The 24,153-nt window shown below is 73.3% G+C and carries 22 protein-coding genes and 1 pseudogene; 10 read left to right on the top strand and 13 right to left on the bottom strand.

The genetic code is table 11. From position 1 onward, the window contains the following. Positions 1–253 precede the first annotated feature (253 nt). The 7 genes from ACTMTU_RS19685 (at position 254) to ACTMTU_RS19655 (ending at position 5,547) form a co-directional block, all read left to right on the top strand. Entirely contained in the window at positions 254–1,378 is a 1,125-nt protein-coding gene (locus ACTMTU_RS19685) for a SchA/CurD-like domain-containing protein (RefSeq protein ID WP_441264796.1), read from the top strand. A 76-nt stretch (positions 1,379–1,454) separates the two neighbouring features. After that, entirely contained in the window at positions 1,455–1,895 is a 441-nt protein-coding gene (locus ACTMTU_RS19680) for a cupin domain-containing protein (RefSeq protein ID WP_441264795.1), read from the top strand. Further along, a complete protein-coding gene (locus tag ACTMTU_RS19675; RefSeq protein WP_441264794.1) occupies positions 1,892–3,157 on the top strand; it encodes a beta-ketoacyl-[acyl-carrier-protein] synthase family protein in 1,266 nt (421 codons plus the stop codon). Before ACTMTU_RS19680 ends, ACTMTU_RS19675 begins: the two co-directional genes overlap by 4 nt. Then, positions 3,157–4,410, top strand: coding sequence for a ketosynthase chain-length factor (locus ACTMTU_RS19670; RefSeq protein ID WP_441264793.1), 1,254 nt, complete (start codon positions 3,157–3,159; stop codon positions 4,408–4,410). The genes ACTMTU_RS19675 and ACTMTU_RS19670 overlap by 1 nt, the downstream gene beginning before the upstream one ends. Positions 4,411–4,426: 16 nt before the next feature. After that, positions 4,427–4,684 carry an acyl carrier protein gene (locus tag ACTMTU_RS19665; protein ID WP_441264792.1) on the top strand — a complete coding sequence of 86 codons (258 nt, stop codon included), beginning with the start codon at positions 4,427–4,429 and terminating at the stop codon, positions 4,682–4,684. A 1-nt stretch (position 4,685) separates the two neighbouring features. Beyond that, on the top strand, positions 4,686–5,180 hold the full coding sequence (locus ACTMTU_RS19660) for an SRPBCC family protein (RefSeq protein WP_441264791.1): 495 nt from the start codon (positions 4,686–4,688) through the stop codon (positions 5,178–5,180). A 43-nt stretch (positions 5,181–5,223) separates the two neighbouring features. After that, positions 5,224–5,547, top strand: coding sequence for a TcmI family type II polyketide cyclase (locus ACTMTU_RS19655; RefSeq protein WP_441264790.1), 324 nt, complete (start codon positions 5,224–5,226; stop codon positions 5,545–5,547). Between the two features lie 81 nt (positions 5,548–5,628). On the opposite strand, the gene ACTMTU_RS19650 is transcribed toward ACTMTU_RS19655, so the two are convergent. The 5 genes from ACTMTU_RS19650 to ACTMTU_RS19630 form a co-directional block, all read right to left on the bottom strand. After that, positions 5,629–6,657 (bottom strand): methyltransferase, encoded by a 1,029-nt coding sequence (locus tag ACTMTU_RS19650; RefSeq protein WP_441264789.1) that lies wholly within the window; start codon positions 6,655–6,657, stop codon positions 5,629–5,631. Between the two features lie 52 nt (positions 6,658–6,709). Next, positions 6,710–7,774 (bottom strand): right-handed parallel beta-helix repeat-containing protein, encoded by a 1,065-nt coding sequence (locus ACTMTU_RS19645; RefSeq protein ID WP_441264788.1) that lies wholly within the window; start codon positions 7,772–7,774, stop codon positions 6,710–6,712. A 91-nt stretch (positions 7,775–7,865) separates the two neighbouring features. Beyond that, positions 7,866–8,426 (bottom strand): hypothetical protein, encoded by a 561-nt coding sequence (locus ACTMTU_RS19640; RefSeq protein WP_441264787.1) that lies wholly within the window; start codon positions 8,424–8,426, stop codon positions 7,866–7,868. Positions 8,427–8,691: 265 nt separating this feature from the next. Beyond that, positions 8,692–9,090 (bottom strand): hypothetical protein, encoded by a 399-nt coding sequence (locus ACTMTU_RS19635; protein ID WP_441264786.1) that lies wholly within the window; start codon positions 9,088–9,090, stop codon positions 8,692–8,694. 73 nt (positions 9,091–9,163) lie between these two features. Beyond that, on the bottom strand, positions 9,164–10,351 hold the full coding sequence (locus ACTMTU_RS19630) for an FAD-dependent monooxygenase (RefSeq protein WP_441264785.1): 1,188 nt from the start codon (positions 10,349–10,351) through the stop codon (positions 9,164–9,166). A gap of 297 nt (positions 10,352–10,648) precedes the next feature. Here ACTMTU_RS19630 and ACTMTU_RS19625 point away from each other — a divergent pair, with 297 nt between their 5' ends. From ACTMTU_RS19625 to ACTMTU_RS19615, 3 genes are all read left to right on the top strand, one after another. Continuing rightward, positions 10,649–11,635, top strand: coding sequence for an ABC transporter ATP-binding protein (locus ACTMTU_RS19625; RefSeq protein ID WP_441264784.1), 987 nt, complete (start codon positions 10,649–10,651; stop codon positions 11,633–11,635). Beyond that, positions 11,632–12,450 (top strand): ABC transporter permease, encoded by an 819-nt coding sequence (locus ACTMTU_RS19620; protein ID WP_360032373.1) that lies wholly within the window; start codon positions 11,632–11,634, stop codon positions 12,448–12,450. The genes ACTMTU_RS19625 and ACTMTU_RS19620 overlap by 4 nt, the downstream gene beginning before the upstream one ends. A gap of 137 nt (positions 12,451–12,587) precedes the next feature. Next, on the top strand, positions 12,588–13,136 hold the full coding sequence (locus ACTMTU_RS19615; RefSeq protein WP_441264783.1) for a YceI family protein: 549 nt from the start codon (positions 12,588–12,590) through the stop codon (positions 13,134–13,136). A gap of 81 nt (positions 13,137–13,217) precedes the next feature. Here ACTMTU_RS19615 and ACTMTU_RS19610 read toward each other — a convergent pair whose 3' ends face one another. From ACTMTU_RS19610 to ACTMTU_RS19575, 8 genes and pseudogenes are all read right to left on the bottom strand, one after another. Continuing rightward, positions 13,218–13,340, bottom strand: coding sequence for a hypothetical protein (locus ACTMTU_RS19610; RefSeq protein ID WP_441264782.1), 123 nt, complete (start codon positions 13,338–13,340; stop codon positions 13,218–13,220). Between the two features lie 11 nt (positions 13,341–13,351). Then, a pseudogene (locus ACTMTU_RS19605) lies at positions 13,352–13,520 on the bottom strand (IS5/IS1182 family transposase); the annotation flags it as partial. Between the two features lie 151 nt (positions 13,521–13,671). After that, on the bottom strand, positions 13,672–14,655 hold the full coding sequence (locus ACTMTU_RS19600) for a thiopeptide-type bacteriocin biosynthesis protein (RefSeq protein WP_441264781.1): 984 nt from the start codon (positions 14,653–14,655) through the stop codon (positions 13,672–13,674). Between the two features lie 11 nt (positions 14,656–14,666). Continuing rightward, on the bottom strand, positions 14,667–16,619 hold the full coding sequence (locus ACTMTU_RS19595; protein ID WP_441264780.1) for a nitroreductase family protein: 1,953 nt from the start codon (positions 16,617–16,619) through the stop codon (positions 14,667–14,669). Beyond that, on the bottom strand, positions 16,616–18,565 hold the full coding sequence (locus ACTMTU_RS19590) for a TOMM precursor leader peptide-binding protein (protein ID WP_441264779.1): 1,950 nt from the start codon (positions 18,563–18,565) through the stop codon (positions 16,616–16,618). The genes ACTMTU_RS19595 and ACTMTU_RS19590 overlap by 4 nt, the downstream gene beginning before the upstream one ends. After that, complete coding sequence (locus tag ACTMTU_RS19585) at positions 18,555–20,249, bottom strand: hypothetical protein (protein ID WP_441264778.1); 1,695 nt, start codon at positions 20,247–20,249, stop codon at positions 18,555–18,557. Before ACTMTU_RS19585 ends, ACTMTU_RS19590 begins: the two co-directional genes overlap by 11 nt. Further along, the gene (locus ACTMTU_RS19580) at positions 20,246–22,930 is read right to left on the bottom strand and encodes a lantibiotic dehydratase (RefSeq protein ID WP_441264777.1); all 2,685 of its coding nucleotides are present in this window, start codon (positions 22,928–22,930) and stop codon (positions 20,246–20,248) included. The genes ACTMTU_RS19585 and ACTMTU_RS19580 overlap by 4 nt, the downstream gene beginning before the upstream one ends. Beyond that, entirely contained in the window at positions 22,927–24,075 is a 1,149-nt protein-coding gene (locus tag ACTMTU_RS19575) for a hypothetical protein (RefSeq protein ID WP_441264776.1), read from the bottom strand. Before ACTMTU_RS19575 ends, ACTMTU_RS19580 begins: the two co-directional genes overlap by 4 nt. Positions 24,076–24,153: the final 78 nt, after the last annotated feature.

Genomic DNA, 24,153 nt, shown 5'->3' with positions numbered 1-24,153 from the left:
TCCAGCCGCCGGTAGGGATTTGGCGTTCTCCATCCCCGCATTTCCTGCCCGCGCGCGGGGGGTTCGGCTCGGCCCTTCACCCGCGTGGTGCACACATCTCGCGCCACCCGTGTTACCGACACAGGATCGAAGCCGGACCACCACATCGCGTCACTGGTGGCCAGCCGTCCGCATCGCCGGATGCGTCGCTCGGAATTCCCGAGGCCCGGCGTCGTGCCGCAGGCGGCCTCACCGACAAGGAGATGCGTGGAACATGACAATGCTGTCCGAACGTGTGTCCCAGTCCGCATTCGACGGCTCCCGGCTCCGGGTCGTGCTGCTGCTTGACCTCCAGGACGGCGCCCAACAGCGCTTTCTGACGGCCTACGAGCACATGCGCAACCAGGTTGCCGCCGTGCCCGGGCATCTCAGCGACCAGCTCTGCCAGTCGATCGAGAACCCGTCACAGTGGCTCATCACCAGCGAATGGGAGAGCGCACCGCCCTTCCTCGCCTGGGTGAACAGCGAGGAGCACGTCGAGACCGTACGACCGCTGCACGACTGCGTGCGCGACACGCGGTCCCTGCGCTTCAGCGTCCTGCGGGAGACCGCAGGCGTGCACGCACCCCAGGCCGCCGTCCAGCACGTCGGCGGGCTCCAGCCGTCACCCCGGGTCGGAGACGGCGTGGTCCGCCACGCCCTCACCTTCACCGTCAAGCCCGGCAGCGAGCAGAAGGTGGCCGAGATCCTCTCCGGCTACACCTCGCCCCAGGCGCAGGTCGACGACACCACCCGGCTCCGCCGCACCACGCTGTTCATGCACGGCAACCGCGTCGTGCGGACCGTCGAGGTGCAGGGCGACCTGCTCGTGGCGCTGCGGCACGTGGCCAGGCAGCCCGAGGTCAGGGCGGTCGAAGAGGCCATCAACCCGTACCTGGAACAGGATCGGAACCTCGACGACCCGCAGTCGGCACGGCTGTTCTTCACACGCGCCGCCCTGCCCGCGGTCCACCACCTCGCGCCCCCGGGGGAGCAGCACGCGGAGAGGGAGCGCCACGCGCTGCTCTACCCGGCGAAGCCCGGTTGCGGGATGGCCCTGGCCCGGCTGCTCGCCGAACAGGACGAGGCAGCGGCCGACAGCGCCGGCTGCCCCGTCGACAGCAGCACCGTCTTCCAGCGCGACGACATCGTCGTACGCCTCGTCGACGTGCGCGGACCCCTCGACACCGATCCGTCGGGCGTCATGGGCGCGCACGGCCGGCGCAAGGCCGCTGTGCTGGCGAAGCTGCTGGACACCGAGGCGCTCGGCCTCGACGAGTCGCTCTCGGACGAGAAGGCGATGACCCGTCTGCTCGAGAGCTCCCAGATGCGCCTGATCACCGACCGCCGTGCCCGTTGAACCACGCACCCGGCCGCCGGCGGCCGTGCGACACCCCGAAGTCACCGTGCCGCAAGGCCTTGTGGAGGAACCAGTCATGACCACAACCCATCGCATCGTCGACCTGAGCGAGACCCAGCCCAACCGCAGGCGTGGCGGCGACCTGCGCGCCATGCTCACCCCCACCGCGGTGGGGGCCACGAGCGGCTTCATGGGTCTGGCGCTCGTCGAGCCCGGCGACCGCATCGGCGAGCACTACCACCCGTACTCCGAGGAGTTCGTGTACGTCGTCGCCGGCGAACTCGAGGTCGACCTGGACGGCGAGCCGTTCGCCATCCGCCCCGACCAGGGCCTGCTCATCCCCCCTTATGTGCGGCACCGGTTCCGCAACGTGGGCAGCACCCAGGCCCGCATGGTCTTCCACCTCGGTCCGCTCGCGCCCCGGCCGGAGCTCGGCCACGTCGACACGGAGGACACCCCCGAGGCCGCGGGCACCGGCGCGCACCTGCCGCCTGAGCGAACGGGGTCGGTGTCGTGACCCGGCGTGTGGCGGTGACCGGCGTCGGCATCGTCGCACCCGGAGGTGTGGGCGCCCCGGCGTTCTGGGACCTGCTGTCGAACGGCCGGACAGCGACCCGCGGGATCACCCTGTTCGACCCGACCGGGTTCCGCTCCCGTATAGCCGCCGAGGTCGACTTCGACCCCGCGGCCCATGGTCTCGGCGCTGCGGACGCCCAACGCGCCGACCGGTACGTGCAGTTCGCCCTTGTCGCGGCCCGTGAGGCGATGGCCGACGCCGGTCTCGACGCGGCGACGCTGGATCCCTGGCGAACCGCCGTGTCGATGGGCACCGCCGTCGGCGGCACCACCCGGCTCGAGCGGGACTACGTCAAGGTCAGCAGCACGGGCAGGCGTTGGGACGTGGACCACAGCGAGGCGGCGCCCCATCTCCACCGGGCGTTCTCCCCCAGCACGCTGGCCTCCGAAGTGGCCGAACAGAACGGCGTGCGGGGCCCGGTGCAGACGGTCTCCACCGGCTGCACCTCCGGCCTCGACGCGATCGGCTACGCGTTCCACGCCATCGAGGAGGGCCGCGCCGACATCTGCGTCGCCGGCGCCTCCGACTCGCCGATCTCCCCCATCACGGTGGCCTGCTTCGACGCCATCAAGGCGACCTCCCCCAACAACGACGACCCGGCTCACGCGTCCCGCCCCTTCGACGCGAACCGCGACGGGTTCGTCATGGGAGAGGGCGGGGCCGTACTGATCCTCGAGGAACTCGAGCACGCCCGCGCCCGCGGTGCGCACGTGTACTGCGAGATCGGCGGCTACGCCACCTTCGGCAACGCCCACCACATGACCGGCCTCACCCGTGAGGGCCTGGAGATGGCACGGGCGATCGACGACGCGATGAACCACGCCCGGCTCGACCGGACGGACATCGACTACGTCAACGCGCACGGATCCGGCACCCAGCAGAACGACCGCCACGAGACGGCGGCGGTCAAGCGGTCGCTGGGGGACCACGCGTACAAGACGCCGATGAGCTCCATCAAGTCCATGGTGGGCCACTCCCTCGGTGCGATCGGTGCGATCGAACTCGTCGCCTGCGTGCTCGCACTGGCCAATCAGGTGGTGCCGCCCACCGCCAACTACGAGACCCCCGACCCCGAGTGCGACCTCGACTACGTACCGCGCACCGCGCGCCCCCTGAAACTGCGCAGCGTGCTGTCGGTGGGAAGCGGCTTCGGCGGCTTCCAGTCCGCCGTCGTACTCACCCGACCAGGCGGGAGTGCATGATGAGCCCCGGCAACCGGCACACGAGGTCCGCCGTCGTCACCGGCATCGGTGTCGTCGCCCCCAACGGTGTGGGTGCGGAGACCTTCTGGAAGTCCACCGTCGAGGGCATCAGCGCCCTGGACGGTGTCAGCAGGGAAGGCTGCGAACACCTGCCGCTGCGGGTCGCCGGCGAGGTACGCGGCTTCGACGCCGAGTCGATGGTCGAGCAGCGCTTCCTCGTCCAGACCGACCGTTTCTCCCACTTCGCGATGGCGGCGGCCGACCTGGCGCTGGCCGACGCGGGGATCGGCGAAGGCGCGCACGGCGGTACGCCCTACTCGGTCGGTGTGGTCACCGCCGCCGGGTCGGGCGGCGGCGAGTTCGGCCAGCGTGAGCTGCAGCGCCTGTGGGGACAGGGACCGACCTACGTCGGCCCGTACCAGTCCATCGCCTGGTTCTACGCGGCGAGCACCGGGCAGATCTCCATCCGCGGCGGCTTCAAGGGCCCCTGCGGAGTCGTCGCCAGCGACGAGGCCGGCGGACTCGACGCCGTCGCGCACGCCGCCGGCGCCGTGCGCCGGGGCACCGACACGGTCATCGTCGGCGCGACGGAGGCACCGCTCGCCCCGTACTCGATCGTCTGCCAGCTGGGCTACCGGGAGCTGAGCACCTGCGAGGACCCGGACCGCGCCTACCGTCCCTTCACCCCGCAGGCGTGCGGCTTCGTGCCCGGCGAGGGCGGCGCCATGCTCGTCGTCGAGGACGCGGAGACGGCCCGCCGCCGGGGCACCGCGATCCGCGCGACGGTCGCCGGCCACGCCGCGACATTCACCGGGGCATCCCGGTGGGAGGAGTCACGGGAAGGGCTGGCGCGGGCGATCGGCGGAGCCCTGGAGGCCGCGGGCTGCTCGCCCGAGGAGATCGACGTCGTCTTCGCGGACGCGCTCGGCCTGCCGGAGGCCGACCGGGCCGAGGCCCTGGCGATCACTGACGCGCTGGGCGCGCACGGTTCCCGCGTCCCGGTGACCGCCCCCAAGACCGGCACCGGGCGGGCGTACTGCGGGGCGCCGCTGCTCGACACCGCCGCCGCGGTGCTCGCCCTGGAGCACGGTCTCGTACCGCCCACCCCCCATGTCCAGGACGTGTGCCACGACCTGGCCCTGGTGACCGGCACCGCCCGGCCCACGGAGCTGCGCACGGCCCTGGTGCTGAGCCGGGGACTGATGGGTTCCAACTCGGCGCTCGTGCTGCGGCGCGGCGCCGACCCCTCGTGAGATGGAGAACCTCGCCATGAAAGATCACCTGACCGTCGACGAACTGGCCGCCCTGATGAAGAAGGGAGCCGGGATCACCGTCGACCCCGACGAGATGGAGCAGCGGCCCGAGACGCCGTTCGAGGTCTACGGCCTCGACTCGCTCGGCCTGCTCGGCATCGTGGGCGAGCTGGAGAACCGGTACGGCCGGCCCCTGCCGCCCGACGCCGACCGCTGCAAGACGCCCCGTGAATTCCTCGACCTCGTCAACACCTCCCTGATGGCAGGAGCCTGAGATGCCCGGACACACCGAGAACGAAGTCACCATCGACGCCCCCCTCGACCTCGTGTGGGACGTCACCAACGACCTCGACCACTGGCCGCAGCTGTTCAGCGAGTACGCGTCCGTGGAGGTCATGGAACGCGAGGGCAACCGGACCTTGTTCCGGCTGACCATGTACCCCGACGAGAACGGCCAGGTCTGGAGCTGGGTCTCCGAGCGCGTGGCCGACCGTTCCGCGCTCACGGTCACCGCCCGCCGTGTCGAGACGGGCCCCTTCCAGTACATGAACATCCGCTGGGAGTACGAGGAGACGCCGCGCGGTGTACGGATGCGCTGGACGCAGGACTTCGCGATGAAGCCGGACGCGCCCGTCGACGACGAGTGGATGACGGCCAACATCAACCGCAACTCGCCGATCCAGATGGACCTCATCCGGAACAAGATCGAGCAGCGCGCCCGGCTCGGCCGGGATTCCAAGGACGCCACGGCGCCCGCCCCCGCGGTCTGACCGCACGCCCGACCTGCCGACGGCATCCGAAGGGACACCCCCGATGCACCACGCCCTGATCGTCGCCCGGATGGCACCGGGTTCCGCCCCCGACATCGCCGAGGTGTTCACGGCCTCCGACAAGGGTGAACTGCCGCACCTCGTGGGAGTGAAGCGGCGCAGCCTGTTCCAGTTCGGCGACGTCTACCTGCACCTCATCGAGTCGGACAAGCCGGCCGGCCCGGCGATCGCCAAGCTGACGGAGCACCCGGAGTTCCGGGACATCAGCGACCGGCTGTCAGCGTTCGTCAGCCCGTACGACCCGCAGACCTGGCGGAGTCCGAAGGACGCCATGGCGCAGCAGTTCTACTCGTGGCAGAGCGACTGACCGGTCAGAAGCCGCACAGCCGTCGGCCCCGCGGGTCTCCCGCGGGGCCGACGGCGTGCACTCGCCGGTCCTGGACGCTCCTCAGTCCGGGACCACGCTCTCGAACAGATGCAGATAGGCGTTGACCGGACGGACCTCGCCGACGAGCAGTCCGGCGTCGGACATCCGGCTGATCATGCTCTGCCGGGTGTGCTTGGCGCCGCCGACGTTGAGGAGCAGCAGCAGGTCCATCGACGTCGTGAACTTCATCGACGGGGTGTCGTCGACCAGGTTCTCGATGACGAGCACCCGGGCGCCCGGGCGGGCCGCCGCGACGATGTTGCGCAGTGTCCTGCGGGTGCTGTCGTCGTCCCACTCCAGGATGTTCTTGATGATGTACAGGTCGGCGGCGACCGGCATGGCCTGCCGGCAGTCGCCGGGGACGATGTCGGCCCGGTCGGCGAGCGAGCCGCCTTCGAGCAGCCGGGGGTCGGCCGCGGCGACGACACGGGGCAGGTCCAGCAGGGTGCCCCTGACGCCGGGGTGCCTCTCCAGCAGCTCCGCCAGCACATGGCCCTGGCCGCCGCCGATGTCCGCGATCGTCTTCGCTCCCCCGAGGTCGAGCAGTTCGGCGACGTCCCGCGCCGACTGCTTGCTCGAGGTGGTCATGGCCCGGTTGAAGACATGGGCCGATTCGGGCGCGTCCTCGTGCAGGTGGTCGAAGAACTCCTTGCCGTAGATGTCGCTGAAGACGCCGCCGCCCTTCCTGACCGCCTCGTCGAGCAGCGGCCAGGCGTCCCAGGTCCACGGCTCCGTGCACCAGAGCGAGATGTACCGCAGGCTGTGCGGGTCGTCCTCGCGCAGCAGTCGTGACATCTCGGTGTGGACGAACCTGCCGTCGGCGTCCTCTTCGAAGATGCCGTAGCAGGCCAGGGCGCGCAGCATCCTGCGCAGGGCGCCGGGCTGTGCCTTTACTTCCGCCGCGAGCTCCTCCGCGGTGGCCGGCGCGTCCCCGAGCGCGTCGGCCACGCCGAGCCGGGCCGCCGCGCGCACGGCGGCGGCGCAGGCCGCGCCGAAGACGAGCTCTCTCAACCGCATGGCGGGCAGAGTGGTTTCGCTTGCAGTGGTCATGCCGCATCGGTCCTTCGTGAGTGGCCGGGGCCGGTCGGCACCGTCCGGACGGTCAGCACAGGCCCGCGGGCTCGGAGAGTCCGCACATGTTCCGGCTGAAGACGTTGCCGGTGCCCTTGGTGTCGCGGTTGGCCAGGTCGGCGGCTCCGTTGCCGAGGACGATGTTGTTCCGGACGACGTTGTCGGTGCCGGCGGCGCCCACGATGCTCTTGAAGAGGACGATCCCGCCGGACATCGGGGCGGAGCCCACGTTGCCGCGGATCATGTTCCACTCCACCAGGGTGTCCTCGGTGCCGGTGAGGACGATGCCGGTGCCCTGGATCTCGGGCAGCCGCGCGGTCTTGTCGCAGTGCTTGTTGTTCTCGCGCACGCGGTTGAAACGGACCGTCAGGGCGCCGGCCCGCGGGGTCGTCTCGTCGCCGACGAGGAACGCGCCGGCGCAGTTGCCGGTGATCTCGTTGGCCTGGACGGTCAGGTTGCGCACGCGGCGGATCGTGGTGCCGATGCGGTTGTCGACCATCAGGTTGTTCGAGACGACCGTACCCTTGGTGTCGATGGCGCCGGACTCGGCGCTGACGGTGTTGGCCACGAAGATGCCGGCGTCGCCGTTGCCGCGGACGACGTTGCCCCGCAGCACCGACCGGGTGGACCGCTCCTGGGCGATGCCCCAGGTCCCGTTGTTCTCCGAGGTGACCCGGCGCACCGTCAGCCGGTCGGTCCAGGCGGCCCAGAGGCCGTTCTTGGCGAATCCGCGGAGGGTGAGGGAGCGGACCTGTACGCCTTCGACGGGCTGCTTCTCGGTGCCGATGACGCAGATGCCGTTGCCCGCGGCGGCACAGGTGTCGGCGGCGGCCGCGGTCTTCGACGGCTTGAGCACGGTCGCACTGCCCGCGCCCCGCAGGGTCAGGCCGGACTTGGTGATCCGGACGCTCTCCGTGTAGGTGCCGGCCGCGATGTCGATGGTGTCGCCCGGCTGAGCGGCGTCCACCGCGGCCTGGATCGACTCGCCCGGCAGAACCTGGTGACTGACGGCGGCACTGGCGGGAGCCGCCGCGCCGAGGCCGGACGCGACGAGCAGAGCCGCGCATCCGAGCATGGTCGTTTGTCGCTTTGTCATAAACCGAAGCTATGCGCATTTACGACGAAATCGACACAAACCACGCCTGGGCGAGCTTGTGTCGCCCCACCCAGACGCGGCCGGAGAGTGATCAGGCCTCTTCGAAATAGGCGTCGAGGACCGCGTCGAGCTCCTCGGTCCACTCCTTCAGGCGCCCCCTGGCCGGGGCCTCGACGTCCGCGTTGAACCAGCGGTTGGCCGCCACATGGACGGTGACCGTGAACCGGCGCCCGAACCGTGCCGGCCGCACCTCGACCGCGCCGATCTCGTCCCAGCGGAAGTCCGCCTCCTGGTCGTCCAGGGTGAAGCGGACGCCGGACCGGTCGGCGGCGATCGAGCCGCGGCGGTCACGCACCTCGAAGGCGGGGCCGTCGGCTGAGGGCGCGTCGGCTGAGGGCGCGTCGGATTCGCCCGTGGCCTCGTCCGTGGACTCGCCGTCGCCGTCTGCCGCGGTGGCGGTGGCGTCCGTCTCGGCGTCGTCGGCGTCGTCCGGCGCGCTGTCCGGCCCGGTCCCGGCGTCGGGCCCCGTGGCTGTGCTCTCCTCCTCCCTCTCCTTTACGGCGGGCGCCGGCCCCGAGAGGACGGGGACGAATGCCGGATCCGTCCCCACGGCGATATCGAGCTCCGTCTTCGGATCTATCTGCTGCTCCACGGCGGGCAGTATGGACGACGAAGCTGTACGAGACCAATGTGGTCCGCCGATCGGCTTCCACCGGCCTCGTTCGGTCTTGCCGGGGCCGACGCGCGTCAGAGCAGAGGGTCGTACGGGCCGGCTGGGCGGAGTCGGTGTCGGACACCTCGATCCGGACGACGCCCCGATCGGCGTGCCACACGAGGTGCAGGGCCGAAGTCCCGTCCGGATGCGCGGCCGTTGAGCGGCGTTCACGGCGCGTACGGCGACGACGAGCGGGACCGTGTCATGCGGGTCTGCTGACCCCGCTCGGCCCGTCACTTCCCCGGGAACCGGCCGCCCAGGTACGCCGGTTCGACGTCAGTGAGCCGCGCCTCGACACCGCGGCCGGCTCCGGCTCCGCCTCCGGCCCGGGCCGGAGGCGGAGCCGGGAATCGCGGACCGCCGCTCCCGCGGCCCGGCACCGGCGTGCCGCGCTTCTGCCGCAGCCGCGGAGGTGCGCCGGTGACATGCGGGCGCGGTGGCCGCCGCTGGTGATCAGCGCGTTCACCGGGGTCATCGGGTCCGCCGCCATCGACTTGGCCAGCAGGACGCCCGCCACGAGCGGCAGCAGGGTCACGGCGAGGGCCGTGCCGGCGGTGGCGGCACCCCGGACGCGGGGGTGGTGGAGGGCTTCAGGGAGCATGCTCCGATTCGACCCGACGCGCGGCGCCGGCGGATCCGGCGGCGTACTCAGGTCGGCCGCGCGCCGTACTCAGTCACACCGCCGCCGGCACCACGCTGCGGCCCGTTTCGTGCGCGTAGAGCGTGGTCCGGTCGCGGAGCGAGGCGTGGACGGCCATCTGTGCGTCGCGGCGGCGCTGGGCGGGTCCGTCCGGGAGGTGGAGGACGCCGGCGTTGCCGCGGGAGCCGCGCTGGATCTCGGCGGTGCGCGGGATGCGCAGCGCCTCGTAGCGGGCGAGGCTGTCCGCGATCCGCTCCTCGGGCGTGTCGGCGAGGCAGGCCGCCAGGTCCATCGCGTCCTCGATCGCCTGGCCCGCCCCCTGCGCCATGAACGGCAGCATCGGATGGGCCGCGTCGCCGAGGAGGGTGATACGGCGGCTCGACCACGTGCGCAGCGGCGGCCGGTCGTGGAGCGCCCACTGGTGCGTCACCTCGGTCGCCTCGACGATGTCGGAGACCAGGCCGGTCCAGGAGCCGAACGCGCGGCGCAGGTCCTCCGGATCGCCGGGCGCCGACCACGACTCGGCGGGCGCCTCGTCCATCGGGACCGTCGCCGCGAAGCTGAGGTACTCGCCGCCGGCGACCGGGTAGCACACGAAGTGGCCTCCGGGGCCGAGCCACAGACGTACCAGGCGTTCCCTGGCCGCGTCCGGCAGACGGTCGGCGGGGACCAGGCCGCGATAGATCCCGAGGCCCGCGAAGACGGGTTCGTCGCGCACGAACGCCTCACGGACCGTGGAGTGGATGCCGTCGGCGCCGACCACCACCCCCGCGTCACGGACGGTGCCGTCCTCGAAGGTCAGGCGCACGCCACCGGTGTCGCTCTCCCGTGCCGCGCGCAGGCGTTCGCCGAGCCGGAGCCGGTCGCGGTCGACCAGGGACAGCAGCGCCTCGTGCAGATGGGCGCGGTGGATCGCGTAGTACGGCGCGCCGAACATCCGCTCGCACTCCTCGCCCAGCGGCGTCCGCGCCACGGGCCGGCCGGTCCAGCCGCGTACCTCCATCGCGTCGACGCGCACGGCGTGCTCGCGCAGTGCGTCGCCGAGACCGAGCCGCAGCAGCGGCCGGACGGCGTTCGGCGAGAGCTGCACCCCCGCCCCGACCTCGGCGAGCCGCCGGGTCTGCTCGTGGATGACGTAATCCGTACCGTTCGCGGCGAGAGCGCCGGCGAGGGTCAGTCCGCCGATGCCCGCGCCGACCACCGTGATCCGCGGCCGTCTCATTTCGCCCACTTCCCCGAACCCCACGTCATGACCGCCTTCCGCGTCAGCTGCTCCGTCGGCAATGCCATGAAGGATGTGCGGCCCGCGCCGCGCGCCGCAACGCCCGTCACGTCCGTGCTGACACCTGTCGCCGCTTGCGTGACGTCCGTCATCGGATGCCTCCCATTCCTGCGGGCACCGCCCTGACCGGGCCTAACGTCGCGGCAGCGACCCGGAGTTCGGTCTTCGGGCGAACGGCAACACCGGACCCGACAACAGCACCGGGAGGCACACAGTGACCGAAGCGGAGGGACCGCGGTGACCGCGGTGGCCGTGGACGGCCTGCGAAAGCGTTACGGGGACCACGAGGCGGTGCGCGGCGTCGACTTCACCGTCCGCGACGGGGAGATCTTCGCCCTGCTCGGCCCGAACGGGGCGGGCAAGACGACCACGCTCGAGATTCTGGAGGGCTTCCGCGACCGTGACGGCGGAAGCGTGGAGGTGCTCGGGCGCGACCCGGGCAAGAAGGCCGACGGGAGGTGGCTGCGCGGGCAGATCGGGCTGGTGCTCCAGGACATCGCCGTCGAGCCGTACCTGTCGGTGCGCGAGACGATCGCGCGCAACGCCGGCTACTACCCCGACCCCCGAGGCGTCGACGAGGTGATCGACCTCGTCGGTCTCGAGGAGAAGCGCGGCGCCAAGGTGAAGGACCTGTCCGGCGGGCAGAAGCGGCGGCTCGACCTGGCGCTCGGCGTCGTCGGCAACCCGCAGCTGCTGTTCCTGGACGAGCCCACGACCGGCTTCGACCCGAACGCGCGGCGCGGTGCGTGGGAGGTCGTGCGGAACCTGCGTGACGCGGGCACCACCATCGTGCTGACCACGCACTACATGGACGAGGCGCAGGCGCTCGCCGACTCGGTCGCCGTCATCGCCGGCGGCCGGATCGTCGCCGCGGGCACGCCGGACACGCTCGGCGGCCGGGACAGCGCGCTGGCCCGGATCCGCTTCGCGCTGCCGCAGGGCGCCGCGATCGCCGACGTACCCCTGCCGGTCACCGACGCGGAGGACGGGCTGGTGACGGCGGAGGCCGAGGAGCCGACCGCCGCGCTGCACCGCCTCACCGAGTGGGCGCTGCGCCGCGGTACGCCGCTGGAGCGGCTGACCGTCGAGCAGCCGACGCTCGAGGACGTCTATCTGAGCCTCACCGGCAAGTACGCGGAGAAGGAAGCATCCTCGCCGTCCTCGGAGCGGGGGCGCAGGCCGTCCCCGGGCCGGGGACGCCGACCGGGACGGAGCCGCTCATGACCACCCTGACCCCCACCACGGCCACCGGCGCGGGGCGCTCGGCGGCCCGCGCGGACGCCCGCGGCGACCTGGCGCTGCTGGCCCATCAGATCCGTTACGAGCAGCTGTCGTTCTGGCGCAATCCGCAGTCGATGGTCTTCACCTTCGTGCTGCCGATCGTGATCATCACGATCTTCGGCGCGGTGTTCAGCGGCGGCGCCGACGAGAAGTTCTTCTTCGGCCTGACCGGCATGCAGTACTACACGCCGACGATCGCCGCGGTCTCCGTGCTCGGGGCGTGCTACGGCCAGCTGGCGATCATCCTGGCGATGCGCCGGCAGACGGGCGTGCTCAAGCGGCTGCACGCCACCCCGCTGCCGGCCTGGGTGTACTTCGCCGGGCTGCTGGTGCACTGCATCGTCGTCAGCGTCATCGACGTGGCGCTGGTCATCGGCATCGGCTCGCTGTACGGCGTGCCGCTGCCCACGCACTGGGCGGCGGTCACCGTGACGCTGGTGCTGGGTGCGGCGAGCTTCTGTGCGCTGGGCGTCGGCGTGGCCTCGCTGATCAAGAACTCGGAGGCGGCCCCGGCTGTCGTGCAGTTCATCCAGTTCCCGCTGGTGTTCATCTCCGGCAGTTACTTCCCGATCCACTCCGAGGTGCTGAACAACATCGCCGGGCTGCTCCCGGTGAAGCCGTTCAACGACGCGATGCTGGCGCCGTTCGCGCACAACGCCGGTTTCCAGTGGAAGGAACTCGCGGTCCTCGCCGCCTGGGGCGTCATCGGCGCGCTGATCGCGGTCCGCAGCTTCCGGTGGGACCCGCGGCCCGAGTGACCCGCACCCGCACGCACCACCGCGCACCGCGGAAGCGGTGCCGGGCACAGCAGTCGACAGGGGGCCTCCGTTGCGGGGCCCCCTCGCTGCCTCCGCCTTCTCCCCCTCTTTCTCGCGACCCGAAGGGAAACCCCACCATGTCCCTCACCGACCACTCAGAGGCCGCCGCCGGGCTGACCGCCGCCGCTGCCGACGGCTCCTGGACGCTCGACGCCGGCGCTTCTTCCGTCGAGTTCACCGGTCGGCACTTCTTCTTCCTGCCGGTCACCGGTTCGCTCCCCGTACGCTCCGGGAGCGCCGTGATCCGCGGCGGGCTCCGGCAGTTGGAGGCGGAGGTCGACGCCACGGGCTTCGGCACCGGCAACCGGGGCCGCGACAAGGCCGTCCGCGGACCCGCCTTCCTCGACGCGGACCGGTTCCCGTCGATCCGGTTCAAGGGCGAGCGCCTCACCACGGCCGGGCCATGGCAGGTGACCGGCCTGATCGACGTCAAGGGCCGGTCCGTGCCGCTCACCTTCACCGTCGACACCGAGGCGTGCGCCGTCTCGCCGGACGGCACGCGCGCCGTCGTGCACGCGACGGCGGAGCTCGACCGGCACGCGTGCGGCGTGAGCGCGATGCGCCCGCTCGTCGGCCCGCGGCTGCGGCTGCGGGTCAGGGCGGCGTTCGTCCGCGCGGCGGAGTGAGCGGCGCGCACACACGCGAAGGCCCGGCCGGAACGTTCGACGCTGTTGGTCAATTCGGGCCCTGGTTGCTTCGCCCCGTCGTTATGCGGCGGGGCGAAGTGCTGCGAGGGAGCTGGTGCGGGTGCGGGCGTGGGGTTTGCCGACGAGCCGGGCGTCGATGCGGATGAGGTTGACCGCGGCATCGGTGAGCTGGACCACCACCATCGCCAGCGCCCCGGGAACCAGGCAGGCTTCCCCCGCACCGGGAACAAGCCCGCGAACTGCTCGTCCGTGAACAACGACCCCAGCTCGTCCCACCCGGACCGCCAGGCTCCCCTTCGGGAACGCGGCCCGCGCCACCCGCACCGTCTCCGCCGGAATCTCCACAGACTCCCTCGGCTGCAACGACACCCGCACCCACCCCACACGACAACGTCGGCCTTCAAGACCACAACCAGGTCTTGAAGGCCGACGTCACGCGAGGGCCCGAATTAACCAACAGCATCCAGAACGTGGCCTTCGCGCGGGCCCCGTGGGGGCGGCGGGGAGGGGGGAATCACCCCGCCGGGGCCGGCACCCGTCCGGCCCCGGCCGGCCGGACAGGCCCGGGAGCGGGCGGCACGGCGCCGTCCGTCCCGGGGGCAGGCGGCATCGCACCGTCCGTCTCGGCGACGGGGAAGACGTGTGCGAGCCACGCGTACGTGCGGAGTTCCTCGAGCAGGCTCAGCCCGAGGCGGTTGTGGAGCATGTGCGCGTGCGAGAAGAGGACCATGCCGGGGTGCGTGGCCGACTTCTCGCGGAGGTCGCCGGTCAGCGCGGCGAGCCCGTCGTGCCAGCGGGCGAACGGGCCGTGGTCCAGCGGGTCGACGGGCGCGGCCCCGGCGGCCCGGGTGACGGTGGTGACGGAGTCGAGCAGGTCGCCCGGGTAGCCCGCGTCACCGGCCCAGGCGCGCCAGGCGCCGAGGCCGTGGGCGTAGAAGTACGTGCGTTCCGTAGCGTCGCCGAGGGCCGCCGCGGCGGCCATGGTGCCGCGCAGGGCGAGCAGAGCACGGTGCCTCTCGGTCACGGCCTTGGGGACGAGGCCGAGGACCAGTTCGCTGGACAGACGGAAGAGGGACTCGGTCGCGGGCATCAGCGCGGGGCCGCCGTAGCGGTCGAACTCCGGCTCGTAGACCGCGCGGTGGACGCCGGGGGCGAGCATCTCGCGGACGTTCCGGTCCTCCCCCTGCTCCCCCGCGGACGCCAGCTGTCCGGCGCTGCGCCGGTAGGCCTCGGGCGCCAGGGGTTCCTCACCGTCGGTGAGCCGGCCGGCGTCCGCGAGCCGCTCCCGCAGGGCGTCCTCGACCTGTCCGTACGTCTTCGGGTCGAGGTCGGCGATGCGCAGCCGCAGATGGGGGCCGGCCTGCCAGTAGCGGATGAAGAACCACGGCCGGTCCGCCGCCAGTTCGCGCACGGTCGGGCCGACGACGCGCGTCAGTACCCGGTCGTGGGCGGACCTGGCGGTGGTGGCGAGGTGCAGGTGCCACGAATTCCATGTCATGGGGCGCTCCTTCACAGTCTCAGGTCGAGCAGCGGGCCGCCGGTGTCCTGCGGGACTCCCACCACCGCGGACAGGACGATCGTCTCGTCCTCTTCCAGACCGAGGACGCGCTGTACGGGTATCTCCTTGAACGCCCTGACGGGGCGTGCGAACAGGCCGGACGCCGCGGCGGACAGGCACAGCCCGTGCACGGCCCAGCCGCAGGCATGCTGTGCCGCGCCCCAGCCGGCCGGGCCGAGCCGGGCGAACAGCTCCCTGGGCCGTACGGACAGGAACACGGTCATGGGTGCGTTCCTGATGCCGCAGCCGTTGACCGGCGAGACGCCGTATCCGTAGTGGTCCTCCAGCAGGGCGGGGGCCTCGGCGTCCCGCCGGAACAGGCGGGCGGTGGCGGCCTCCGCGCGGTGCACGCCGTCCTCGTGGCCGTCGACCCCCTGGGTGACGACCGTGATCCGGACCGCGTCGAAGGCGGCCGCGAGCTCGGGGCCCGGCGGGGGGACGGCGAGCCAGCGCAGGGCGGTGTCCAGGGCCTCGGCCGGTACCCGCCGGCGTCGGCCCGTCATGCCGTGCAGGGCGCGCGGCATCCGTCCCGAATGGCGCTGCCAGAGCAGTTCGGCCCAGTCGGGCGTCCGCCGCGACGCCGGCAGACCGGCCGGGACGGCGGTGGTCAGCGGTACGGCGTCGCCGCTGTACGTCTGGGACCGGTTGACCCGGACGAGGTCGGCGAGTGCCGGGTCGTGCCGGGCGACGTCCGGAGGGACGGGACCGGGCGCGGTCCCGGCGGGCGCGGCGGGCTGCTGGTCGCCCACGTCGAGTACGAAGGGCAGCGACCACTCCCAGGTGCGGTCCAGGCCGATGCCGTCGAGCACGGCGTGGGCGCCCGGGTCCGGCAGCCTGAGCCGGGCCGGCTGCCCGAACAGCTCGAGTCCGATGCTCAACGCGCGGAGCACGATGCCGAGTTCGATGGCGACGAGCGAGCCGCGGAACCACTTGTAGGCGGAGGGGATCGCCGTGTAGCGCCCGGTGAGCGCGATCCGCCGGCCGGGGCCCGGACCGGGCGCGCCGGTCAGCGCGTGCCGGTCCGGTTCGAGCAGCCGCCAGGGGTCCTCGCCGCCGCCGTCCACGAACGCGTGGACGGGGAAGAGGCAGCGCGGGGAGGCGTACGACCTGTGGTCGTTGTACGGGTTCTCCGGCTCGCGGCGCTGCGGCCCGAACGCGGTGACGAGCGCGCGGCCGAGCGGGTCGGCCGGCGGCGGGTCGCCGACCGACCTGCCGGCCGGGTCGGTCAGCGGTGAACCGCCGGAGGGCGACGTGTCGTTGGCCGACCGGGCGCCGCCGGCGACCGGGGCGCCGCCCGCCGGCCCCGGGCCTTCACGACCGGTCGCGCGGGTCCCCGCCGGCCTGGGGCCGCCGGGGGCCGAAAGACCGCCCGCCGCCCCGGGACCACCGGAGGCCGGTGGACCGCTTGCCGACCGGTCACCGGCGGCTGACGCGCGCTCCGGCGCCCCGGGGCCGCCGGGGGCCGAAAGACCGCCCGCCGGCCCGGGACCACCGGGGACCGGTGCACCTGCAGGCCAGGGGTCGCCGGCGGCTGACGCGCCCTCCGCCGCCCCGGGGCCCGCGGGGGCCGCTGCACCTGCAGGCCGGGGGCCGCCGGAGAGCGAATCGGAGTCGGTCGGCCCGGGGACCCGCGGGAACGGCATCCGTGCCAGCAGGTCCAGCGTGCCCAGCGGCAGCGTCGTGCGCGCGCCCCGGCCCCGTGGCGGCGGGGGCGGGACGTGGTCGTCCGGTGGCGGCTCGGGCATCCACGTCCAGTCCGGTGGCGCCGGTTGGTCGTCGCCGGCGCCGTACGCGTACCAGAGCGGTTCACGGGCGATGCTGTTGTCACCCTCGGGCCCCGGCAGGTCGACCGGGCAGCCGCGGCCGGTCGCGGCCCCGCTCCGGGGTGCGGTCGGCGCGGTCACGGGAACGGGTGCGGGTCGTAGGGGACGGCCCGGTGTTCCTGGCCGGTGCCGCGCAGCGCGGCCTCCAGCCTCGGCAGCCCCGCGAGGCGCTGCTGGGCGTGGCCGAAGCACATGGGCAGGATGCCCGGCACGACCGCGCGGACGACCGAGATCCCGGCGTCGGCGTGCTCGCGGCTGGTCTGGTCGACGAGGACGACCTGGTCGAGGCCGGCGTCCGCGAACAGGCTCCGCACGAAGTCGAGCGCGCCACGGATGTCGCCGCCGGACTCCCGTGCCAGGCGCCCCGGCCAGCCGGGGAACGCCTCCTCCAGGGTGACCCGGGGGCCGCCGAGGGCGACGGTGGTCCGCTCGCGTGTCTCGGGCAGCGAGGAGAAGCGCACATGGTCCTCCAGCTCCTGCACCAGCCAGGGGTCCTCGACCATCGGCTCCACCTGCTCGCGCGTCCAGTCGACGGGGTTGGTGACGAGTTGTGCCACCTCCCGCAGGGCGCCGCGGATCGCGGACTGCGGATCGGCGCCGGAGCCGGCGGAGGAGAAGGTCGCCGGGAACGGGTTCTCGCGGTTCACGGCGAGGACCCACACCACCGGCAGGGCGATGTCCCGGGTCGCGACCAGGAGATGCACGTCGAACCCCCTGGCCCGGACCAGCTCGATCATGGCCCGGCTGGTCGGGTCGGTGATCGACGATTCGGGGATGTACGGCAGCGGCCGCGCCCGGTACCAGCAGGTGAGGAAGGCGTCGCGCTCGGCCAGCTCGAACAGCGAGTGGAGCGCGGCTTCCTCGAGGTTGGCTCCCACGGCGCAGCCGCTGGAGGACTCGTAGAAGTAGTGCTTGCGCTCGTGCGGGCCGACCGCGCGGGCGGCGCGGCGATCCCTGCGGAAGGCGTACTCGTACTGGTAGAAGGCGTGGTCGGCGGGGACGAGCAGGGCCCGCCCGTCGGCGAGGTCGTGGCCCCACACCCAGTCCATCTCGGTGTGCTCGTCCGACGGCGTCACCCGTGAGGTGGGGTGGTCGAGCTGCTCCTGCGTGTATCTGCCGAGCGTGCCCGGGTCCACGGCGTATTCGGCGACGTCCTTGTACGCACGGCCCGTGAGGACCGGGATGTCGTACGGGAATCCGCCGAGGCGCTCGTACGCCTCCAGTACGGCGACCGGCTCGGTCTCCGCGAACGTCTGCGCGCGGCCGTGGCCCATGGCGGGGGCGTCGGCCACGACGGCCATGCTCATCGCGAACGGGGCATGGGACTCGCGCAGGATCGCCCTGACCGGTCCGAAGCGGGCGTCGACGAGGCGGTCGCGCAGCAGACCGCGTTCGACGAGGCGACTGTCCGCGGACCGGGTCGGATCCCCCTCTGAGGCGGGCCGGCCGGTGAGGTCCAGTGGCAACGGCCTGGCCGTGCCGTCGAGTTGCTCGTCCTCCGGCCCGCACAGCGGGCAGTGGAAGCTGCGCGCGACGCGGTGCCGTCTCAGCCCCTTCGCGGATACGGCGTGGGCCTCTCCGGGCCCGAGCGGCCGCTGCGCCAGATACTCCAGGGTCGCCCGGAGCAGTTCGGGGAGCAGCGGCGCGCTCGGGGACGGGGCCGTGGTGGCCCGGGAGAGGTCGCCGACGAGTGGGTGTTCGCGGATCGTGCGGTCGCGTACCTCGGCGCAGCCGGCGCAGCCCGCGGCGGTGCCGGGCCGCCACAGGGGGCCGATCATCACCTCGTCGTCGTGGAGCCGCACCGAGAGGTGGCTGCGGCCGGAGGCGGCGGCAGCGGCGAGCTGCCGGCGCTCCCAGTCGAGGTCCCAGCCCCGGTTCACGGCCACCGTGCCGTCGCTCGCCTCGGCCAGCAGCGCGATGACGGTGCGCCAGGTGCCGTCGTTGTACGGGGAGGTGGGGCGCGCGGTGAGCCCGGGTCCGGTCGCGACGCCCGGTGTCCGGGTGTCGGGGGCCGTTTCAGTTGCCATCGTGGGTCTCCCGGGGGCGTGATGCCTCGGCCGCTACGGGCCCGTACCAGAGGGGGATCTCGCCGAGTACCGCGTCGCCGCGGGCCGGGCGTCCGGCGTAGTCGCGGCCGGTCTCCGCGCCCTGCTCGGTGAGCTGCTTGCGCAGCGTGCCGAGGACCGTGCTGTCGGCGAACAGCAGTGCGTCGGTGGAGACTTCGTCGACGGGGCTGATGCCGTCGGAGCCGGCGTCCACGGTCGCAGCGGCTCCGGCGGTCGTGAGGGTGCGGGCCAGTGCTGTGCACAGGGCGTTGCGTACGGCCTCTTCCGTGGTGGCTCCCCACGCTTGTCCGAGCACCTCTGCGCCGCGGGTCACCCGGGCGAGGCGCCAGTCGAGGCCGGGGACGTGCAGCAGGCCGACGGCCGGTCCGGTGGCGAGGAGCGGGCGCAGATGCTCCCGGATGCGGTGGGCCTCGGCGTCGACGGCGTCGTCCGTCACCTCCCCGAGCGGCAGGGCGTCCGGCGTGAGCAGGCGCAGAGCGCCGTCCAGGAGCCAGTGTTCCTCCGTGAGCCCGGCGGCCGGAGTGCCGTCGTGCTTGGGGCTCCTGGCCCGTAGCGCGGCCAGGGCGGCCGCCACCGTGGCGGTCTCCTGGTGCGCCGCCCAGGCGACGACGGTGCCCGGTCGGTCGCCGCGCTGCTCCGCCGCCCGCAGCGCGAGCGGCATCTGGGGCAGGTCCTCGCCGGGGGCCGACGCGATCGGCCCCGTCCAGCGGCGGGCCACCGCGCCCGCCGCTTCGAGCGCCGTCTCCGGTTCCGGCATCGGCTGCGCCACGGCGTCCTGGAGGGAGCTCGGTCGGCCGGTCGCGGCCGCCACGTGAGCTCCCTCGACGGTCACCCGGTCGGAGACCAGGTCCGCCCCGTGCACGACATGGGCCTCGCCCATGGCAGCCGTACCCGTGAGGGTGTCGAAGATCAGTTGTCCGGCGAGGGCGCCGGCGAGGGCGTCAGCGACCGGCCGTGGTGCGGGCGTGACGCCCTCGGCGTCCGCCCAGGCGAGCGCCCGGTCCCGGAACGCCGTCCAGGTACGGGCCCGGCCGGGTCCGGTGAGGGCGGGGCCGACGAGGGTGACCCGTCCGCCGAGCATCAGCGGCACGTAGGGGACGTGCTCCGGGAGTTCGGGGACTTCGGCCCCGGTGGCGTCGAGGACGGCGTCCATCCCGCCGTACGTGCCGCACGCGTCCAGCGATCCGGTGACCGACACGTTCGCCACGCCGGCCCTGCGCAGGCCGCGGGCGGCCGGGCCGGTCGCCTCCGGGGGGCCTGCGACGGTCACCCGCGCGGTGCGCAGCCGCTGGAAGGCCGCGTACGGGTCGTCGTGCAGGGACTCCAGGCGGGCCAGCGGTTCGGGGTGCCGCTCGCGCACCGCCGCGGGCGGTTCGGGCGCGGTGAGGGCGGCGGTGTCGAGGAGCATGCCGTTCTCGCGGAGCTTCGCGACCAGGTGGCGGACGGCGGGACGGGCCCGTTCGGTGCCGATGGCGGCGACGAGCTCGTCCTCGGTGGCGCCCTGTTCCAGCAGGGGCACGCATCCTTCGGCGACCGCGTGGAGGACGTCGGAGCCGCGGAGCACGAAACCGGCGCGGGCACCGCTGAAGTAGACGCCGCCGGGGACCGGCGCGAAGTGGAGGTCCGGTCGTGCCTTGAGCTTCATGACTGCTTCCCCTCGTCGGCGCGGTGGTAGGTGAACCGCCCGCCCGCCTCACGGCCGACCTCGACGACCCACTCGGTGGCGTGCGTGCCGTCGACGACGGACGGCAGGGCCTCCTCCAGGTAGCTGCCGCCGGTGTCCGCGCCGCGGCGGTCCAGCATCCGCGGCAGGACACGGGTGCTGAGGGCGCTCGTCAGGTCGACGTACTGAGGCTTCTGCTGGAGCCGCTTGGACTGCACGTCGGGTGCGCCCACCGACAGCGGACCCTCGTCCTCGGGGGCGGTCTTGATGACGACCTCCTCGGCCACACCGTGGCGGGCGCGCCAGGCGTTGATGGCGAGGAGCCGGTCGTGCTCCTCGGGGCCGGCGGCGACCGCGGCGGCGAGTTCCTCGCCGCCGTACCAGCGCCGCCGGCCGATCAGCACGTCGCCGATGGCCATGCGGGGCGCGGTCCTTGTGGTGCGCCCGTCCCACGGGGTGGCGGCGTGCCAGCTGTTCGGCAGGCTGTTGAACAGCCGGCCGCTGATGACGAGACCGGAGGCCACCGACAGCGGCGGCGGGAACAGCCCTGGGTGGCCGGTGCCGAGCGGCAGGACCCGCAGCGGGGCGCCGTCGGCGTCCTCGACGTGCAGCGTGTCGGTCGCCGCGTCGTGCACCAGACGCAGGGTGAACCAGTCCTCCGGTGTGAGACCGCCGGGGAGGATCGGCGTGTGCGCGTTGACGTTCAGCCGGTGCAGGCCGAGGTCCTCCGTGACGCGTGCTCCGTCGAAGCCGTAGGCGCGCCGCAGGTGTTCCTCGAGGAGCGGCAGCGCCCGGCCGCCCTGGCGGCGGTCGGCCTCCAGGAAGCGGGCGTAGAGCATCCCGTGGCCGGGCAGGCCGTCGTTGAGGATCAGGTGCTGTCCGGCCTGCTGGAGGAGCACGCCGTAGATCAGCGGGTCCTGGCGGAAGCGGTCGGGCAGTGCGGCGGTGAGGCCCTCGACGTCGCCGGGCGTCAGGACGAGGGTGTCCTCCCCCGCCTCCGCGGCCCGGGACAGTCGGGTGTGGACGGCCTCCGTCAGCTCGCGGCGCAGCAGGTACATCCGCTCCAGCGAGCCGTCGGCCGGGCCGATGCCGGCGAGCGCCGACGGGTCGCCGGTGCCCTTCGGTCCGTACACGGCGTCCATCGCGGCGGCGCGGCGTGAGACCTCGCCGACGACGAAGGCGGCGTTGGCCGCCAGGGGCACGTTCGCTCCGGCGCCGAACCGCTCGACGAACGCGGCGGTCATCAGGACCCGTACGTCGTGCAGCCAGTCGAAGACGGTGAGCAGTTCGACGGCGGGGCCGAGGTCGGCGAGGGGCTGCCGCCACTTGTCCGTGGCCACCTTGAGCGGTGGCATGACGTAGTCCTCCTCGACCGTGATCTGGGCGGGCCGGCGGGCGAGGTGGCTGAGCCTGCCGAGATCTCCGCGCAGGGCGGCGAGGACGGCGCCGCGTTCGGCGGCGGGCGCGGCCGCCAGTTCCGGCAGGCCGGACCTGATGCTGTCGGTGAGCCCGGTGGCCCGGGGGTCGCGGGGGCTGAGGAGGTCGTCGTAGTCGGCGGCCCCGTCCTCCGCCTCGTGGAACGAGCACAGCAGGCCCTGCCCGAGGGCGTGCCGCACCCGGCGCTCCGCGTCCTCCTCTGCGCAGTCCGCGCGTTCCGCGACGTGCCTGACGACGGAGGGGTACGGGCGCGGTCCCATGGAGACCGCGTCGAGCAGGTCGCCGGCGGGGCCGTCGAGGGGCACGGCGAGCCGGCGCATACCGGCGTCGGTGAGCTTCAGGAAGAAGAGCTTGCCGGCCTCCGGGTCGGGTGCGGAGGTCGGCGGCAGGCCCACCCAGAGGTCCGCGAGCGCCGCGTCGTCGGGGGCGGGCAGGCCGCCGAGCACGTAGCCCAGCATGACCCGGTCGAGGCCCGGGAACGCGGTCGCGCCGGTGAACGGCACGTCGTCCGGGTCCACCCCGTCCGGGTCGGGCTCCGCGATACCGACGGCGGTGAACCGGGAGAGCGGGCTGGTGCGGACCATGGCGCGGGTGACGTACTGGATCAGTCCGCGCTCGGACTTGCGGGTGCGGGCGGAGACCTTGCCGGGGCCGAGGACGGCGGCGCGGTAGCGCTCGGCCTCCTGGTGCACCTCCGGCGCGACGAGTGCCAGCGAGCGCAGCAGGTCGTCGTCGCCCAACAGGGCGGCGAGGCGCTCGCGTTCGCGGTCGGCCGCCGCGGCGTAGCCGCGGGTGATCTCGTCGCGCAGCCGCTCCCGGCGCTCACGCGCCTCGAGCCACCGGTCGACGGCGGGGGTGGGGACGGGCGTCTTCTTGGGGGCGCGGTCGTTGTGGACGGTGCGCCGCAGGGCGATGAGTTCGCGGCGTTCCGCGTCGTCGGCCGCGTCGCCGATGCGGTGGTAGAGCTCGTCGGAGCATGCGTCGGCGGCTGTGCGCAACGCGCTCTCCGCGTCGGCGAGTTCGGCGAGCAGTCCGCGCTGCCCGGGGTCGGCCAGCCGGGTCCGGCGCAGCGGGTTGACCCGCAGGAACCAGAGCGGCTCCGGTTCGGGCGTCGCGGCGGCGGACGCGGGGGCAGGAACGGGGACGGGGACGACGGCGGGGGCGGCCAGGTGGCCGGCGGTGGCCCGCCTGGCGTGGGCGGCTGATTCGGTCGTGGGCGCGGTCATCGTGGGGCTCCCGTGAGGTCGGCTGTGGTGGCGGCGCCCGCACCGGGCCGCCGGGCGTCCAGTCGCTCCTGCCAGGTCGTGCCGAGGACGTCGTCGACCGTCTCCGCCATGGCGAAGCACATGTAGTAGCGCTGCATGGGCGAGACGGTCAGCAGCGGCAGCTGCTCGTAGAAGAGGTTCGTCAGCAGACGGAAGGCGGCGAACCACGGCGAGGGGTCGGCGACCGCTCCCGACGCGTCGACGGCCCGGTGGAAGTCGCTGTCCGGCTGCTTCCCCCGCGGTACGACGCGGGTCGCTCCGGGTGGGCCCATCTCCGTGCGGTCGACGCCCTCGGTGACGCCGTCGAGCAGTCCGAGCGTGAGGGTGCCCGCGGCCACGGCGCTCTCGAGCGCGCCGGAGCTGTACGCGAAGGCGGTGCGCCACTCGGCCGCGGCGGGCGAGACCTCGCCGCTCAGCCGCTGTTCGACGACGGCCCGCAGCCGCGGTGCGTCCTTGGCGAGGCGCTGTACGAACAGGGGTCTGACGTCCTTGGTCGGTGCGGCCCAGGCGAGGAAGGCCTCGACGTGGGAGCGCGGCGAGAACACTCCGTAGGCGGGGCCGAGGTAGTGGGTGTCGGCCAGTGCGGCGAACGCCTCGGCGAGGCGGACGGTGGCGGTGCCGGGATCGTCCGCGATGCCGTCGATCATCCGCAGCAGCGGCTTGTTCAGCGCGCCGAGGACGACGGTGCGGAAGCGGTCGAGCCGGGGTTCGCGGGAGGCCGTGTCGCCGGGGGCGACGGCTTCGACGGCGCCGTGCTCGCGCAGCGGAAGGTACGGCGGCTGCACCGCCTCGAGCCGGCCGAACTCCCGCGCCTGCTCGAGATAGGCCTCCTCGGTCAGGGCCCGCGGCGGGTCCAGCGGTCCGGCGTCCAGCCGGCGTGCGACGTCGGCCCAGTCGGGGCCGCCGCCCGGCAGGCCGGGCGCCGACAGGGCGAGGATGTCGACGTGGGGTCCGTGCAGCCAGCCGCGGCGCAGCTGGACACCGGCCGCTCCCTGCTCGCCCAGTGCGCGGGCGACCGGCACGACGTGCCGGGACAGCCACGCCGGTGTGACCGGCATCCGTGTGTGGAGCCGCACCCCCGTCAGGCCGGCGGAATCCGGCCTCACGGCAATGCGCTCCGGCGCATCAACCCCCATTTTTTCGCACCTTCCGGGAAATCGAGAAATGCCTCGAGAACGTCGAAT

The sequence above is a fragment of the Streptomyces sp. OZ13 genome (assembly GCF_052068155.1).
In the GTDB taxonomy this organism is placed as follows: domain Bacteria; phylum Actinomycetota; class Actinomycetes; order Streptomycetales; family Streptomycetaceae; genus Streptomyces.
This window is presented reverse-complemented; position numbering and strand designations above follow the sequence as displayed.

What these genes read in the sequence shown, in the direction of transcription:
- ACTMTU_RS19685 (WP_441264796.1), top strand. Translation starts at nt 254, where the DNA reads ATGACAATGCTGTCCGAACGTGTGTCCCAGTCCGCATTCGACGGCTCC.
- ACTMTU_RS19680 (WP_441264795.1), top strand. Translation starts at nt 1,455, where the DNA reads ATGACCACAACCCATCGCATCGTCGACCTGAGCGAGACCCAGCCCAAC.
- ACTMTU_RS19670 (WP_441264793.1), top strand. Translation starts at nt 3,157, where the DNA reads ATGAGCCCCGGCAACCGGCACACGAGGTCCGCCGTCGTCACCGGCATC.
- ACTMTU_RS19665 (WP_441264792.1), top strand. Translation starts at nt 4,427, where the DNA reads ATGAAAGATCACCTGACCGTCGACGAACTGGCCGCCCTGATGAAGAAG.
- ACTMTU_RS19660 (WP_441264791.1), top strand. Translation starts at nt 4,686, where the DNA reads ATGCCCGGACACACCGAGAACGAAGTCACCATCGACGCCCCCCTCGAC.
- ACTMTU_RS19655 (WP_441264790.1), top strand. Translation starts at nt 5,224, where the DNA reads ATGCACCACGCCCTGATCGTCGCCCGGATGGCACCGGGTTCCGCCCCC.
- ACTMTU_RS19650 (WP_441264789.1), bottom strand. Translation starts at nt 6,657, where the DNA reads ATGACCACTGCAAGCGAAACCACTCTGCCCGCCATGCGGTTGAGAGAG.
- ACTMTU_RS19645 (WP_441264788.1), bottom strand. Translation starts at nt 7,774, where the DNA reads ATGACAAAGCGACAAACGACCATGCTCGGATGCGCGGCTCTGCTCGTC.
- ACTMTU_RS19635 (WP_441264786.1), bottom strand. Translation starts at nt 9,090, where the DNA reads ATGCTCCCTGAAGCCCTCCACCACCCCCGCGTCCGGGGTGCCGCCACC.
- ACTMTU_RS19630 (WP_441264785.1), bottom strand. Translation starts at nt 10,351, where the DNA reads ATGAGACGGCCGCGGATCACGGTGGTCGGCGCGGGCATCGGCGGACTG.
- ACTMTU_RS19620 (WP_360032373.1), top strand. Translation starts at nt 11,632, where the DNA reads ATGACCACCCTGACCCCCACCACGGCCACCGGCGCGGGGCGCTCGGCG.
- ACTMTU_RS19615 (WP_441264783.1), top strand. Translation starts at nt 12,588, where the DNA reads ATGTCCCTCACCGACCACTCAGAGGCCGCCGCCGGGCTGACCGCCGCC.
- ACTMTU_RS19610 (WP_441264782.1), bottom strand. Translation starts at nt 13,340, where the DNA reads ATGGTGGTGGTCCAGCTCACCGATGCCGCGGTCAACCTCATCCGCATC.
- ACTMTU_RS19600 (WP_441264781.1), bottom strand. Translation starts at nt 14,655, where the DNA reads ATGACATGGAATTCGTGGCACCTGCACCTCGCCACCACCGCCAGGTCC.
- ACTMTU_RS19590 (WP_441264779.1), bottom strand. Translation starts at nt 18,565, where the DNA reads ATGGCAACTGAAACGGCCCCCGACACCCGGACACCGGGCGTCGCGACC.
- ACTMTU_RS19585 (WP_441264778.1), bottom strand. Translation starts at nt 20,249, where the DNA reads ATGAAGCTCAAGGCACGACCGGACCTCCACTTCGCGCCGGTCCCCGGC.
- ACTMTU_RS19580 (WP_441264777.1), bottom strand. Translation starts at nt 22,930, where the DNA reads ATGACCGCGCCCACGACCGAATCAGCCGCCCACGCCAGGCGGGCCACC.